Genomic DNA, 13,292 nt, shown 5'->3' with positions numbered 1-13,292 from the left:
TGGATCAGGTGTTTGCCGACGCCACCGGCTTCCCTGCGAACGCGCCAACCCGCCGGTAATGTTCAAGCCATGAAGCTCACCGTGCTCGGCTGCTCCGGGTCCGTCCCCGGGCCGGACTCGGCCGCCTCGAGCTATCTGGTCACCGCCGAGGGGTTCAACCTGATCCTCGACCTCGGCAGTGGCGCGCTTGGCTCGCTCCAGCGGCATCTCGCCGTACCGGAGATCGGTGCGATCGGCCTGTCCCACTTGCATCCTGACCACTGTATGGACCTGTGCGGCCTGTACGTCTCGGCCAAGTACGCGCCCGGGGCACCGATCCCGCGGATCCCCGTCTACGGTCCACCAGGTACGGCGTACCGGATGGCGCTGGCGTACGACCTGCCGCTCGATCCGGGGATGGAGGAGGAGCTGGAGTTCCATAGCTGGCACGATGTTCAACAGATCGGCCCCTTCACCGTCCGGACCGCGCCGATGGTGCATCCGGTGCCGGCGTACGCGATTCGGATTGAGCACGGCAACAAATCGCTTGTTTACACCGGCGACACCGGCCCGAACGACGCCCTGATCGAGCTCGCCCGCGGCGCCGACCTGCTGCTGTCCGAAGCGGCCTTGCCGGACAACGATCCGCACAACCCGACCGACCTGCACCTGACCCCCGCCGACGCCGGCGAACACGCCAAGAAGGCCGGCGTGAAACGGCTCGTCATCACCCACGTCCCGCCCTGGTACGACCGCGAGACCCAGGCCGAGAACGCCCGCCGCACCTACTCCGGCCCGGTCGAGATCGCCACCCCAGATGCCGTTTTCGACCTCTGACGGCGTTCGGTTGTGGACCGCGACCACCGGTACGGCGACGTCCGCCGTACCGGTTGTGATCCTGCACGGCGGCCCCGGACTGTGGGATGACTATGCCGTCCTCGCGGAGATGCTCGACGACCTGACCGTCGTCCACCGCTTCGACCAGCGCGGGTGCGGACGCTCGGACCCGTCGGACCTGCAGACGATGCAGCGCTTGGCGCAGGACATCGACGAACTGCGCGCTCACTGGGGGCACGAGCGGATCGTGGTCGTCGGCCATTCCTTCGGCGCGACGCTCGCGCTGGTGTACGCGGCGTCGTACCCGGACCACGTCGCGGGCGTCGTCTACCTCGACGGCGTCGGCATCGGTGACTGGCGTACGGCGTACCAGGGGGAAGCCGATCGCCGGATGACACCGGCTCAGCGCGACCGCTTGGAAGCGTTGACCGCCGCGGATCGGACCGCCGACGAGGAGACCGAGTTCCGGGTCCTATCGTGGTTCACCGACCATGCCGACCAGTCGGCGATGGCCTGGGCGCTGGAAAGTGCTTCGGTCGACCTGCCGATCAACTTCGCGGCGAACAGTGCTCTCGGTGCGGAGATCAGGTCGTGGCCGGCCGATCACGTTGCCGGCCTCGTGGCGACGCTGCCTATGCCCGTGACCTACATCCATGGCGACGGCGATCCGCGCCCGGCGTCCGCCGTACAAGCCCTCGCGGCGCACACACCTCACCACACCTTCCACCTGGTACCGAACGCCGGTCACTCACCGTGGCGCGAGCAACCCGAGGCTGTGCGGGACGTCCTCCGAGCTGTGGTTCCAAAACGCACGTAGGGGCCAGGCGGCTGGACATTTCAGGATTCTGAGATCTACTCTCAAATTAGAGCTAATCTCAGAAGGGGTTGTGTCATGGATGTTGGATTGGACCCGCGGCGCTGGTGGGCGCTGGGGGCGATGTCGGTCAGTCTGCTGGTGGTCGGGCTGGATCTGACCGCGCTGAACGTCGCGTTGCCGACGCTCGCCACCGAGCTCGGGGCGTCGACGAGTCAGCTGCAGTGGTTCGCGAACGCGTACACGCTGGTCCTTGCGGCGTTGCTGCTGCCGGCTGGTCTGCTCGGCGATCGGTTCGGGCAGAAGCGGCTGCTGCTCGGGGCGTTGCTGATGTTCGGCGCCGCGTCGGCCGCGTGTGCGGTCTCGTCGTCGCCGGAGCAGTTGATCGCGTCGCGGGCCGCACTCGGTGTCGGGGCCGCGTTCCTGATCCCGCTGTCGATGTCACTGCTGAACGTGCTGTTCGCGCCGGGGGAGCGGGCCCGGGCGATGACGATCTGGGTGATGGCGAACTCGCTCGGCATCCCGCTCGGTCCGGTGCTCGGTGGGTGGCTGCTGGACAACTACCGGTGGGGATCGATCTTCTTGATCAACCTGCCGCTCGTCGCCGTCGGTCTGGTCGCGGTGGCCCTGCTCATCCCGGCGACGCGCGGTCACCGTTCCGGGCGGATCGACGTACTCGGGATTCTGCTGTCCGGGGCTGGTCTGGTTGCGCTCACCTATGGCTTCGTCGCTGCTGGAGAGCGTGGGTGGGGCTCGTCAGTGACGCTCGCGTGCATCGCGGGTGGCGTTGTCCTGCTGGCGGCGTTCGGGGCGTGGCAGGCGCGGGTGACGGATCCGTTGGTCGAGTTGGCGTTGTTCAGGTCGCCGCGGTTCACGTGGGGGACGGTGCTCGCGACGCTGGCGTCGTTCGCCCTGATGGGGTTGCTGTTCGTGCTGCCACAACTGTTCCAGGCCGTGCAGGGTGCGGACGCGTTGTCGACCGGCCTGCGGTTGTTGCCGATCATCGGTGGTCTGCTGATCGGGGCCAAGGTCGCCGAACGGCTCGTCGTCGCGGTCGGCACGCGAGTCACGGTTGCCACCGGCTTCGTGCTGATGCTTGGTGGGTTGGTGCTGGGTGCCTTGAGCGATGTTGGCGACGGCTACGGGTACGCGGCGATCTGGGTCAGTCTGGTCGGGCTCAGCATCGGGTTCACGCTGCCACCGGTGATGGATCTGGCCATCGGTGCGCTGACCGTGGAACGCAGCGGGTCCGGCTCGGCGCTCATCCAGGCGCTGCGTCAGGTCGGCGGGACGATCGGCGTCGCGATCCTCGGCACGGTGCTCAACTCGGCGTACCGAGACCAGCTTGACGTCTCCGGACTGCCTGCTGAAGCGGCACATTCGGCGCGCGACAGTGCCTCCGGAGCAGTCGCGGTTGCGGCGCAGGCCAAGCTGCCTGCGCTGGCCGAGTCGGCCCGGAACGCCTTCGTGCACGGCATGAACGCCACCCTGTGGACGTGCTGCGCAGTGGCAGCCCTCGGACTCGTGCTCGCACTGGCCTTTCTCCCTCGCAGGTCCGTGTCAGTGGAGAGCGATTCCGAGGAAGTTGTCACAATCGGTTCATGACGACGGAGAAGCCGACCGGGCTGCGCGAACGCAAGAAGGCGAAGACCCGGGCGGCCATCCAGGAGCACGCACTGCGGCTGTTCCGTGCGCAGGGGTACGCCGAGACGACGGTGCAGGAGATCGCGGCCGCGGCCGAAGTGTCACCGGCCACCTTCTTCCGGTACTTCGCGACCAAGGAGGACACCGTCGTCTTCGACCGCCTCGACCCGGTCATGATCGACCTGTTCCGGTCCCAGCCCGCCGACCTGAGCCCGACCGCGGCCCTGCGCGCCACCCTCCGGGACAGCCTGGCCATGCTCTCCGACGAGGAGTGGGAACTCGAATCCCAACGTCAGCAACTCGTCCTCAGAGCCCCCGAACTCCGTGCCCGCATGCTCGACCAGTTGTACGCCGGCATCGACCTGCTGGCCGAGTTGGCCGGCGAACGCGTCAAGCGCCCAGCCACAGACTTCGCCGTCCGAGCCTGGGCCGGCGCGGTCATCGGCGTCGTCATGGCCACCTACGAACTCACCGACAACCTCCCCCTCCCGGCCAGCCTCCACCTCATAGACCAAGCCTTCACCCACCTCGAACAGGGCCTACCCCTCGACAAGTAGCCATCGACCCCGCAACGAGTGCGGATTTCAGTCGAGGGTGGAGAGGTACGCCGTGCCGCGGGGGCTTAGTTCGTAGCCGACTTCGAGGCTGTGGGTGAGGCCCAGGTTCTTGAGTTTGCGGACGTCGAGTTTGAAGGGGGCGGTTTCGCGGCCCATTTCGGTGGCGAGGTCGGCGGCTCGGGTGGCCGGCTTCGACTGGATCAGGCGGAGGGTGGCGGTGGTCCAGGGGCCTTGATTGCTGAGCTCGTCGAACTTCGCCAACCGAGCCCTCAGGTCCTCGAGATCGTCGGGCGACAGGGTGGACTGGGCGGCCAGTTGTTCGCGGGGGTCCGGGCCCTCGACCAGGTGGAACTTGATCAGGTAGGTGGGCCAGTCCTCGTTCCCACGCAGGCGGCGGCGAACGTCCTTGGCGTTGCCGCGGTCCGCCGCGATGACGTCGGCGTCGTTGTCGGCGATCAGGTCCGGGTTGACCTCGCGGACGCTGTCGATCTCGATCCGGCCGGCGTTGGTGCGGTAGATCCGCCCCTCGACCACCCGGGCCTCGGCCCAGCGCCGGTACGCCGTGGTGATCCTGCCCTCCGCGACCCCGTCGCGATCCGATCCGGCGAACAACATGTCTACTCTCCCAGCGCCTTCGCGACGATCGGGGCGAGCGCGCGCAACGCCTTGCCCCGGTGGCTGATCGCGTCCTTCTCCTCGATCGACAGTTCCGCCGTCGTCCGGTCGTAGCCCTCGGCGGCGAACAGGACGTCGTACCCGAAACCGCCGGTGCCGCGCAGTTCGCGGATGACCGAGCCGCGCATCTCGCCGATCACGATCTCGTCCTCGGCATCGGGCCGGACGAACGCGACGGCCGCGACGAACGACGCGCCGCGCCGCTCGTCCGGTACGTCTTCCAACTGCCCGAGCAGCAGCAGGTTGTTCGCGTGGTTGTCCTTCGCCGGGCCGGACCAGCGCGCCGACAGCACACCGGGCATCCCGTTCAGCGCGTCCACGCAGATCCCGCTGTCGTCCGCGATCGACGGCAGCCCGGTCGCCACCATCGCCGCGTGCGCCTTCAGCAGCGCGTTGCCCTCGAACGTCGGCTCGGTCTCGGGCGGCTCCTGGTACGGCGGTACGTCGCCCAGCCCGAGCACCTCGATTCCGGGCACGATCGGGGTCAGGATGCGCCGCAGTTCCTCGAGCTTCTTCTTGTTGTTCGACGCCAGCAGGACCCGGGTCATCGGGCCCCCCGCGCCGGAGGCGCGGCATTCAACACAGTCACGCCAGCGCCTCCTGCTGCAGCTTCGTCAGCTCCGCGCAGCCCGCCGAACCGATCTCCAGCAGGCTGTCCAGCTCGGCGCGGTCGAACGGCGCGCCCTCGGCGGTGCCCTGCACTTCGATGAACCTGCCGTCGCCGGTCATCACCAGGTTCATGTCGGTCTCGGCCCGGACGTCCTCCTCGTAGCAGAGGTCGAGCATCGGGCCGCCGTCGATGATGCCGACCGATACCGCGGCCACCGAGCCGGTCAGCGGCTCGCTCTTCAGCAGCTTGCGGTCGCGCAGGTACGACACGGCGTCCGCGAGGGCGACGTACGCGCCGGTGATCGCGGCGGTCCGGGTGCCACCGTCGGCCTGCAGTACGTCGCAGTCCAGCAGGATGGTGTTCTCGCCGAGCGCCTTGTAGTCGATCACGGCCCGCAGCGACCGCCCGATCAGCCGGGAGATCTCGTGCGTCCGGCCGCCGATCCGGCCCTTCACCGACTCGCGGTCCGAGCGGGTGTTCGTCGACCGCGGCAGCATCGCGTACTCCGCGCTGACCCAGCCGAGCCCGGAGCCCTTCCGCCACCGCGGCACGCCCTCGGTCACACTCGCGGCACACAGCACCCGGGTGCGGCCGAACTCGACGAGCACCGAGCCCTCGGCATGGTCGAGCCACTTCCGGGTCAGGGTCACCGGTCGAAGCTGATCCGACGTACGTCCATCGATACGAGCCATGCCTCAGACCCTATGCCTCGACGCTCTGGACCTCCGCATTGGTCGCCGGCCTGAGCTGACTGACCGCCATCCGGGCGGCCCACGGCGTCAGGTCTCCGGCCCGCCGACCGAGCCACGGGACCCCCTCGCGGACCAACCAGACCGTGTCCGCCCACTTACTCGGCGGCGTGGATGCACAGTCCAATTCCGGCGGTACGTCGATCTGCAGCCCGCGACGAGCCAGTTCGTCGGCGAACCCCCGGGCCAACCGCCGGTGACCACGTTCACCCGGGTGGAGCCGGTCGACGCTCCAGAAATCCCTGCGGTACACCTCCGGGTAGTCGGCCATGTCCAGCCGGATCCCGCCGTACTTCGCGTGCAGGTCGTCGTACGCGAGATTGACCTGCTCGATCCGCTGCCACAGCGGTCGGCGCAGCCACGAGGGCAGGCCGAACACCTGGCCGTGGTCGTGGAACCGGACGGTGAGCAGCATTGCGCCGCGAGTGGTCAACTGCTCGGCGCAGAGCTGCAGGCAGTCGCGGATCCGGCCGGGGTCGAAGGTGGAGCGCAGGGTGTCGTTGACCCCGACGATGAGTGAGGCGATGTCGATCGGACCGGTACCGGTCTCGGGCAGTTGCTCGGTCGCGACGACCGGTGCGGTGGCGCCGCTGGTCGCGAAGTTGGAAAACGTCACACGGTGGGAACTGGCCAGGGAGTCGGCGAGCAGCGAGGCCCAGCCCCGCCACCCTTCGCCCGGGCGCGCGCCGGCACCGGAGAGGTCGGTCGTACTGCTGCCGTTCATCGGGTCCCCGACACCCACGGTGGTCGAGTCCCCCAGTGCCACGTAGTGGAGGCTCACATTCCGTCATGGTGACGTCACCGGTCGAGCCGCCGGTGATGGCCGGATGACGAGTGGGGCAAATCCAGTGGGAGGACGGGTGATTGAAGGACGGAAGTGCGCGGAGTTAGGCTGCTACAAACAACTATGTGCAGGAGATGTCTGGATATGACTGATCTTCGGTTCGGTGTGGTGGGTCTCGGTGCCCGTAGCCGCATCGCGCAGTATGCCCACCGGCCCGGCGAAGGTTCCGAGGTCGTCGCCCTCGCCGACCCGGCCGCTGCCCAGCGAGACGCGGCGCAGGTGCTGTACCCGGACGCCACCACCCACGCCGACCACGCGGAGCTGCTCGACCAGAAGCTCGACGGGGTCTTCCTGACCACGCCGGACGACCTGCACGAGGACCCGGCGATCGACTTCCTCCGGGCTGGTGTGTCGGTGTTCGTGGAGAAGCCGCTCGCGATCACCACCTCCGGCTGCGACCGTGTACTGCAGGCCGCGTACGACAGCGGTGCGCGGCTGTACGTCGGCCACAACATGCGGCACATGCCCGTCGTCCTGAAGATGCGCGAACTCATCCAGGCCGGCGCGATCGGTGAGGTGAAGGCGATCTGGTGCCGGCACTTCGTCGGTCACGGCGGCGACTTCTACTTCAAGGACTGGCACGCCGATCGGCGTCGTACCACCAGCCTGCTGTTGCAGAAAGGTGCCCATGACATCGATGTGATGCACTGGCTGGCCGGCGGGTACACGACGCGCGTGAACGCGATGGGCGCGCTCACCCTGTACGGCGGGATCGAGGACCGGCTCGACCGTTCCGAGCAGCGCTTCGCCGACTTCGTGTCCCAGGACAACTGGCCGCCGCTGTCGCAGAAGGGGATGGCGCCGGTGATGGACGTCGAGGACATCTCGATGGCGAATCTCCTGCTGGACAACGGGGTCTACGTCACCTACCAGCAGTGCCACTACACGCCGGACTACTGGCGCAACTACACGGTGATCGGCACGGAGGGGCGGCTGGAGAACTTCGGCGACACCTCCGGCGGCGTCGTGAAGGTCTGGAACAGCCGCCGCTCGGGCTACCGCGAGGACGCCGACCAGGTGGTCGAGATCCCGGGCAGCACGGACCACCACGGCGGCGCCGACCCGGTGCTGGTCGACGAGTTCGTTCGCTTCGTCCGCGACGGTGGCGCGACGCTCACGTCCCCGGTCGCGGCGCGCGCCGCAGTGGCCGCCGGGTACGCCGCGACGACATCCCTGCGCGACAACGGAACCCCGATCGACATCCCGCCCCTGGACCCGGCATTGGTCACGTATTTCGACGACGGCCAGGCTCGGTGAGGGTGCTACCATCCCGATCGTGACCTGGTACGCCGCTATGCGAATGCTGAGCCCTCGATGCGGAGGACTCTAGCGGCGCGCGCGCACTGACGCTTGCAGCGAGAGAGGCCCCGATGTCGGGGGCCTCTCTCTTTTCGTCCCAGCTGCAAACATCTCCAGGAGCACGCATGTACCCGATCACCTACCTCACCGACTGTTCCGACGGGAACGCCCGGGCCCGGCTCAGCACCCGCATCGGCGCCTTGTTCGGACAGTCGCCCACCATCGTGGCCGCCGACGGCCCTGATCCGGAGGCCTTCGCCGCCCTCACTCTGCTGGACTGTCTGAGATCCACGGAGTCCCTCGGCGAGGATGGTCATCCGACCATCACCTTGCTCAACATCGCGCCTCGCGACGGCGCTTGGCCCAACGGCGTACCGTTCTGCTACTTCTGGTACGGCCAGCACCTCGTCGCCAGCACTTTCAACGCCCGTGCCTTGGAGCTGGTACGCCGGGAACTCGACGTACAGAAGGTGTTCGTCACCGACATTCGCGAGGTCCTGGCCTCAGCATCCTGGACGAACCTCGAGCCCGCCGAGGTGGACAGGATCGCGGACACGCAGTTCCGCAGCCTCTGGTATCTCCCGCTGCTGGCCAAGTGGATCGCCGACGACCGCCCGGTCCCGTCGACGCCGACCGTCGTACCGCTGACCCCGGACGAGCCACCGACCGTCAGGGTCATCGACAACTTCGGCAACTGCAAACTCAACTGCCACCCCACCGCCATCGGCTTCACCCTCGGCGCATCCATCCCCGTCACCCACCGCACCGCCGACGGCACCACCAAGCAGACCAACGTCACCTGCTACCCCCACCTCACCGCCGTCCCCCGGAACGCCCCCGGCCTAATCCCCGGCAGCTCCGGCACCGGGTACCTGGAACTGGTAATCCGCGGCGCCTCCGCCGCCACCCACTTCAACCTGCAGCCGGGTGACGCACCCCTGCGTAGATCCGTGGATTGACCGCTGGTGAGGATCTCAGAGGTGGGATGTGAAGCGGGTGCCTGAGGCGGGATTTGAACCCGCACGCCCGGGGGCACCGGCACCTAAAGCCGGCGTGTCTGCCGTTCCACCACTCAGGCTGTGGGAGTCGCCTCCCCGGGGGACATCCTAGGGGAGGCGACCTGGGTCAGCGGCTCTGGAGGGCGTCGATGAAGACCTGCTGCAGGTCGGCCGGGTTGCGGGCGACGTAGGACTGGCCGCCGGTGGCTGCGACGAGGCGGCGGAGTTCGTCGGCGTTTGCGTCGGGGCCGAAGCCGAGGGCGATGATCCGGACCGGGCGAGCCGGGTCGCGGAGGGCCTCCAACGCCCGGATGGCCTGATCCAGGGTCAGGCTGCCTGGGTCGTCCTGATTGCCCTGGCCGTCGGTGAAGAGCAGCACGGTATTGACGGCCGCCGGGTTGTAGTCGTTCCGGACCGCTCGGACTGCGGCGATGGCTGTGTCGTACAGGCCTGTGCCGCCGCCCACGACCGGGTGCTGGATCTTCAGGTTGTCCACGATCTTCTTGCGCTGCCGATCCGACAGCGGCGCGATCGGGACCAGCTCCTTGTAGTCGGCACCGTCCTTCCCGATCTTGGTCGAGAAGGTCCACAGGCCGAGCGACGCGCTGTTCGGGAACAGCGCCAGACCGCCGGTAGCCGCCTCGACGGTGAGCTGCATCCGGGTCTTGGTGCCGGCCTTCTCGCCCATGGAGCCGGAGATGTCGATCACCGCGAGCGAGTGGGTGGACAGCGACAGCCGGGTCCAGTTGAGCAGCGTCTTGTCGATCGTCTCGCCGTTCGGCTTGGTCAGCTGCGTGATGTCGCCGACGCCGCGACCGGCGGTCAGCGGGCTGAACAGCGCGTCCCGGAAGCCGGCCGCGTCGCGAGCCTGGCTGGAGCCGTCGGTGAGCAGCTCGGCCGCGAGCACCTTGGCGGCTTCGGCGGCCTGCTCGGCGTCGGACTTCGCGGTGACCACGATCGGGTAGTCCAGCGAGAGGGTGCCAGTGGCCGGCACCCTCGCCTTCAGCTGGGCGTCCGGGTGGTCCTCCTGGTACTTCACAAAGCTCTGCTCGGACGCGGGTACGACGACCGTGCTGCCGTCCTGATCGGCACGGCCGAACAGGGCGGTCGGGTCGGTGTACGGCTTGGCCATCGAGCCGAGCCGCTGCGCCAGCGGGACGATCACGCCGGCGACCTGGCCGTCGGATGCCGACGTCCGCTGCCGCTCCGACTGGATCGCGAGCAGCGCGAGTGCACCTGGCGACGTGCTCAGCGGGTCCAGCAGGGCCGGCTGGGCGGCGCCGAACGCGCGCAGCCAGGACGAGGTGTCGGCGAAGTTGGTGTTCCGTCCGACCAGCACCAGAGGTGAGGAGGCGATGGACTGTACGGCCACGGTCGGCACGTTCTGGCCGTCGTCGGCCTGGGCGACCCAGAGCGAGGAGTCCGGGATCCACAGGTCGGGACGGTTGTCACTGTTGGCCGCGAGATCCTGGGCGACCTTCGCCGAGGGAGCCGCGCTGATGGTGAACTGCAGACACGGAGTTCCGTCGTCGCCGCCCTTGGTGGCCAGCGACTTGGCCGCCGACTCCAGTGACGACTGCAGTTCGGGCGTGGTGCTGAGCGACACCTGTGTGGGGTCGTCGCACGACTGGCTGCCACCGCCGAGGAAGCCGTCGGCTCCCGCCTCGGACCCGAAGGACCGGACGACGAACACGGCGCCCAGCGAGATCACCAGAAGCCCGACCGCGGTGATGTACACCGAACGGCGGTTGTTGTTACTTCGCGTCACCGCAGAGGAATGTTTTCCCATCGCGGCAGGTCCCTCCCTCCCAGAGGCTGACTGCGGGCGCAGATTACCCGCTTTCGGCTGGTCAGGGCGAAGGTCGAGGTGGTTCAAGACACACCCGACCAGGGACTGCAACGAAACGCTGGCGGCCCTGGGAGTACGGCTCTTTCGCAGGAACGCTCAAAAAATCACAGAAGGTAGTGATCCGGCTGCGGTGTGGTGAAATGTCTGTGTGATCCAAATCACACTGGATCCTCTGCTCAAGCGACCGTTCCATGGACCATCTGCATGAAACGGTCGAAGGTTTCCCTCTGCCGGACGGTCCTGGAAGGTCGCCGGATCCCTGTCACTCAGAGGCCGAGGTCGCGGCGGAGTTTGGCGACGTGGCCGGTGGCCTTGACGTTGTACTGGGCGACGGCGATCCTGCCGTCCGGGTCGACGACGAAGGTGGAGCGGATCACGCCGGTGACCTTCTTGCCGTACATCGTCTTCTCGCCGAACGCGGCGTACGCCGTCAGCACCTCTTTGTCCGGGTCGCTCAGCAGCGGGAACGTCACGCCGTCGCGGTCGCGGAACTTGGCCAGCTTCGCCGGCTTGTCCGGTGAGATGCCCAGGACGGTGTAGCCGGCGGCCTGGAGGGAGTCGAGCGAGTCGCGGAAGTCGCACGCCTGCTTGGTGCAGCCCGGCGTCATCGCGGCCGGGTAGAAGTAGACGATCACGTTCTTCCCGCGCAGGTCCTTCAGCGCGACCTCGTTGCCGTCGGCATCCGGGAGGGTGAAATCGGGTGCGGCGTCGCCGACGGACAGACGTTCGGACATCAGGCCCTCCACGGTTCGATTTGACTGTCCGCAATGTTACGTGCGGGAAAACTGCCGAGCGTTCCGGGTGCGAGGCCGGCGTTCCTAGGTGAAGATGCGCAGATGAGCCGCGCATCCTCCCGCCCCGCAGGCCCACAGTTGTTCGACGGGTACCTCGATCCGCGGCGCCCGCACGCCGGGGCGTACGACGAGATGTTCGACCCGGTCGACGGCGTACGTACGGCGTACAAGCGGCTGCACGACTCACTCAGGCCACTGCAGCCCGGGGACCTCACCACCAGGTCCGAGGCGCTGGACCGGGCTCTGGTCGACCAGGGCATCACGTTCAGCCTGTCCGGCCAGGAGCGGCCGTTCCCGTTGGACCTGGTGCCGCGGGTGATCACGGCCTCGGAGTGGTCCCGGCTGGAGCGCGGCATCGTGCAGCGGGTCCGGGCGCTGGAGGCGTTCCTGGCCGACATCTACGGTCCGCAGCAGATCGTGGCGGACGGCGTACTGCCGCGGCGACTCATCACCTCGTGCGAGCACTTCCACCGGCAGGCGGCCGGCATCGCCCCGCCGAACGGCGTCCGGATCCACGTGGCCGGGATCGACGTGGTCCGCGACGAGCAGGGCGACTTCCGGGTGCTGGAGGACAACCTGCGCAGCCCGTCCGGGGTGTCGTACGTGATGGAGAACCGCCGGACGATGACGAGGGTGTTCCCGGACCTGTTCGCCAAGCACCGGGTCCGTGCGGTCGGCGACTACGCGGTCCACCTGCTCAGAGCGCTCAGAGCCGCGGCTCCGCCGAGTGCGACCGACCCGAACGTCGTCGTACTCACACCAGGTGTCTACAACTCGGCGTACTTCGAGCACTCACTGTTGGCGCGGCAGATGGGTGTGGAGCTGGTCGAGGGGCGTGACCTGCTCGCCCGCAACAACGTGATCTACCTGCGGACCACCGAGGGCGAGCAGCGGGTGGATGTGATCTACCGGCGGATCGACGACGAGTTCCTGGACCCGGTGCAGTTCGTACCGGACTCCGTGCTCGGTGTCGCCGGCCTGGCGAACGCGGCACGGGCCGGCAACGTGGTCATCGCCAACGCGATCGGCAACGGTGTCGGCGACGACAAGCTGATCTATACGTATCTCCCGGAGATCCTCAAGTACTACCTGGGTGAGACCCCACTGCTGCCGAACGTGGACACCTACCGCTGCTGGTTGCCCACTGAGCAGGCCGAGGTGCTGGACCGGTTGGACGAGCTCGTCACGAAGCCTGTCGAGGGCTCAGGTGGCTACGGCATCGTCTTCGGACCGGATGCCTCGCCCAAGGAGTTGCAGGCCCAGCGTCGCCGGATCAGGACCAATCCACGGGGCTGGATCGCGCAGCCCGTCGTACAGCTGTCCACTGTGCCTACCAAGGTCGGTGAGCGGTTGCAGCCGAGGCATGTGGACCTGCGGCCGTTCGCGGTGAACGACGGCGAGGACGTGTTCGTGCTGCCGGGCGGACTGACCCGGGTGGCGATTCCCGAGGGCAGTCTGATCGTCAACTCGTCGCAGGGCGGCGGGTCCAAGGACACCTGGGTGCTGGCGCCCAGAGCCTCCGATGACGCCGAGCTGCGTGGACGCGGGCTCGGCGCGACAGCGGTCAAGTCTGACGAGGCGTCGACACCGGAGCGCGGTCCTGAACTGAACGTCGCCCAACAGCAGCAGCAACAGTGATGGGG

General features: G+C 68.0%; 13 protein-coding genes and 1 tRNA gene. 7 read left to right on the top strand and 7 right to left on the bottom strand.

Annotation, left to right across the window (positions count from 1 at the left end):
- The first annotated feature begins 69 nt into the window (after window positions 1–69).
- From EV652_RS21685 to EV652_RS21670, 4 genes are all read left to right on the top strand, one after another.
- On the top strand, window positions 70–816 hold the full coding sequence (locus EV652_RS21685) for an MBL fold metallo-hydrolase (RefSeq protein WP_132211010.1): 747 nt from the start codon (window positions 70–72) through the stop codon (window positions 814–816).
- Complete coding sequence (locus EV652_RS21680; protein WP_132211009.1) at window positions 797–1,633, top strand: alpha/beta fold hydrolase; 837 nt, start codon at window positions 797–799, stop codon at window positions 1,631–1,633. Before EV652_RS21685 ends, EV652_RS21680 begins: the two co-directional genes overlap by 20 nt.
- A gap of 75 nt (window positions 1,634–1,708) precedes the next feature.
- Complete coding sequence (locus EV652_RS21675; protein WP_132211008.1) at window positions 1,709–3,235, top strand: DHA2 family efflux MFS transporter permease subunit; 1,527 nt, start codon at window positions 1,709–1,711, stop codon at window positions 3,233–3,235.
- Window positions 3,232–3,831 carry an acyl-CoA-like ligand-binding transcription factor gene (locus EV652_RS21670; protein ID WP_132211007.1) on the top strand — a complete coding sequence of 200 codons (600 nt, stop codon included), beginning with the start codon at window positions 3,232–3,234 and terminating at the stop codon, window positions 3,829–3,831. The genes EV652_RS21675 and EV652_RS21670 overlap by 4 nt, the downstream gene beginning before the upstream one ends.
- A gap of 27 nt (window positions 3,832–3,858) precedes the next feature.
- Here the strand turns inward: EV652_RS21670 and EV652_RS21665 are convergent, their stop codons facing one another.
- The 4 genes from EV652_RS21665 to EV652_RS21650 are packed head-to-tail and all read right to left on the bottom strand — an operon-like array spanning window position 3,859 to window position 6,646.
- Window positions 3,859–4,446: a hypothetical protein gene (locus EV652_RS21665; protein WP_132211006.1), complete on the bottom strand. Its 588-nt coding sequence runs from the start codon at window positions 4,444–4,446 to the stop codon at window positions 3,859–3,861.
- 2 nt (window positions 4,447–4,448) lie between these two features.
- Window positions 4,449–5,054, bottom strand: a complete 606-nt coding sequence (gene rdgB, locus EV652_RS21660) for an RdgB/HAM1 family non-canonical purine NTP pyrophosphatase (RefSeq protein ID WP_132211005.1) — start codon at window positions 5,052–5,054, stop codon at window positions 4,449–4,451.
- 37 nt (window positions 5,055–5,091) lie between these two features.
- The gene (gene rph, locus EV652_RS21655) at window positions 5,092–5,808 is read right to left on the bottom strand and encodes a ribonuclease PH (RefSeq protein WP_132211004.1); all 717 of its coding nucleotides are present in this window, start codon (window positions 5,806–5,808) and stop codon (window positions 5,092–5,094) included.
- A gap of 10 nt (window positions 5,809–5,818) precedes the next feature.
- Window positions 5,819–6,646 carry an SGNH/GDSL hydrolase family protein gene (locus EV652_RS21650; RefSeq protein WP_132211003.1) on the bottom strand — a complete coding sequence of 276 codons (828 nt, stop codon included), beginning with the start codon at window positions 6,644–6,646 and terminating at the stop codon, window positions 5,819–5,821.
- A gap of 147 nt (window positions 6,647–6,793) precedes the next feature.
- Here EV652_RS21650 and EV652_RS21645 point away from each other — a divergent pair, with 147 nt between their 5' ends.
- Together EV652_RS21645 and EV652_RS44100 are read left to right on the top strand one after the other, a co-directional pair.
- On the top strand, window positions 6,794–7,966 hold the full coding sequence (locus EV652_RS21645; protein ID WP_132211002.1) for a Gfo/Idh/MocA family protein: 1,173 nt from the start codon (window positions 6,794–6,796) through the stop codon (window positions 7,964–7,966).
- Window positions 7,967–8,133: 167 nt separating this feature from the next.
- The gene (locus tag EV652_RS44100; RefSeq protein WP_158441215.1) at window positions 8,134–8,967 is read left to right on the top strand and encodes an SAM hydroxide adenosyltransferase; all 834 of its coding nucleotides are present in this window, start codon (window positions 8,134–8,136) and stop codon (window positions 8,965–8,967) included.
- Window positions 8,968–9,005: 38 nt separating this feature from the next.
- Here EV652_RS44100 and EV652_RS21635 read toward each other — a convergent pair.
- The 3 genes from EV652_RS21635 to bcp form a co-directional block, all read right to left on the bottom strand.
- Window positions 9,006–9,086: transfer RNA gene (locus tag EV652_RS21635), tRNA-Leu, on the bottom strand.
- A gap of 47 nt (window positions 9,087–9,133) precedes the next feature.
- Window positions 9,134–10,774 (bottom strand): substrate-binding domain-containing protein, encoded by a 1,641-nt coding sequence (locus EV652_RS21630; protein WP_242001904.1) that lies wholly within the window; start codon window positions 10,772–10,774, stop codon window positions 9,134–9,136.
- A gap of 347 nt (window positions 10,775–11,121) precedes the next feature.
- Window positions 11,122–11,589: a thioredoxin-dependent thiol peroxidase gene (gene bcp, locus EV652_RS21625; RefSeq protein ID WP_132211000.1), complete on the bottom strand. Its 468-nt coding sequence runs from the start codon at window positions 11,587–11,589 to the stop codon at window positions 11,122–11,124.
- A 102-nt stretch (window positions 11,590–11,691) separates the two neighbouring features.
- On the opposite strand from bcp, the gene EV652_RS21620 reads away from it, so the two are divergent.
- Entirely contained in the window at window positions 11,692–13,287 is a 1,596-nt protein-coding gene (locus EV652_RS21620) for a circularly permuted type 2 ATP-grasp protein (RefSeq protein ID WP_132210999.1), read from the top strand.
- The last annotated feature ends 5 nt before the right edge of the window (window positions 13,288–13,292 follow it).

It is taken from the genome of Kribbella steppae, from assembly GCF_004342025.1.
GTDB lineage: Bacteria > Actinomycetota > Actinomycetes > Propionibacteriales > Kribbellaceae > Kribbella > Kribbella steppae.
The sequence above is the reverse complement of the archived record's forward strand: the minus strand, read 5'-3'. Positions and strand labels throughout refer to the sequence as shown.

Coding starts and splice junctions, on each gene's coding strand:
- EV652_RS21645 (WP_132211002.1), top strand. CDS start 6,794: ATGACTGATCTTCGGTTCGGTGTGGTGGGTCTCGGTGCCCGTAGCCGC.
- EV652_RS21665 (WP_132211006.1), bottom strand. CDS start 4,446: ATGTTGTTCGCCGGATCGGATCGCGACGGGGTCGCGGAGGGCAGGATC.
- EV652_RS21670 (WP_132211007.1), top strand. CDS start 3,232: ATGACGACGGAGAAGCCGACCGGGCTGCGCGAACGCAAGAAGGCGAAG.
- rdgB (WP_132211005.1), bottom strand. CDS start 5,054: ATGACCCGGGTCCTGCTGGCGTCGAACAACAAGAAGAAGCTCGAGGAA.
- rph (WP_132211004.1), bottom strand. CDS start 5,808: ATGGCTCGTATCGATGGACGTACGTCGGATCAGCTTCGACCGGTGACC.
- EV652_RS21675 (WP_132211008.1), top strand. CDS start 1,709: ATGGATGTTGGATTGGACCCGCGGCGCTGGTGGGCGCTGGGGGCGATG.
- bcp (WP_132211000.1), bottom strand. CDS start 11,589: ATGTCCGAACGTCTGTCCGTCGGCGACGCCGCACCCGATTTCACCCTC.
- EV652_RS21680 (WP_132211009.1), top strand. CDS start 797: ATGCCGTTTTCGACCTCTGACGGCGTTCGGTTGTGGACCGCGACCACC.
- EV652_RS21685 (WP_132211010.1), top strand. CDS start 70: ATGAAGCTCACCGTGCTCGGCTGCTCCGGGTCCGTCCCCGGGCCGGAC.
- EV652_RS21620 (WP_132210999.1), top strand. CDS start 11,692: ATGAGCCGCGCATCCTCCCGCCCCGCAGGCCCACAGTTGTTCGACGGG.
- EV652_RS44100 (WP_158441215.1), top strand. CDS start 8,134: ATGTACCCGATCACCTACCTCACCGACTGTTCCGACGGGAACGCCCGG.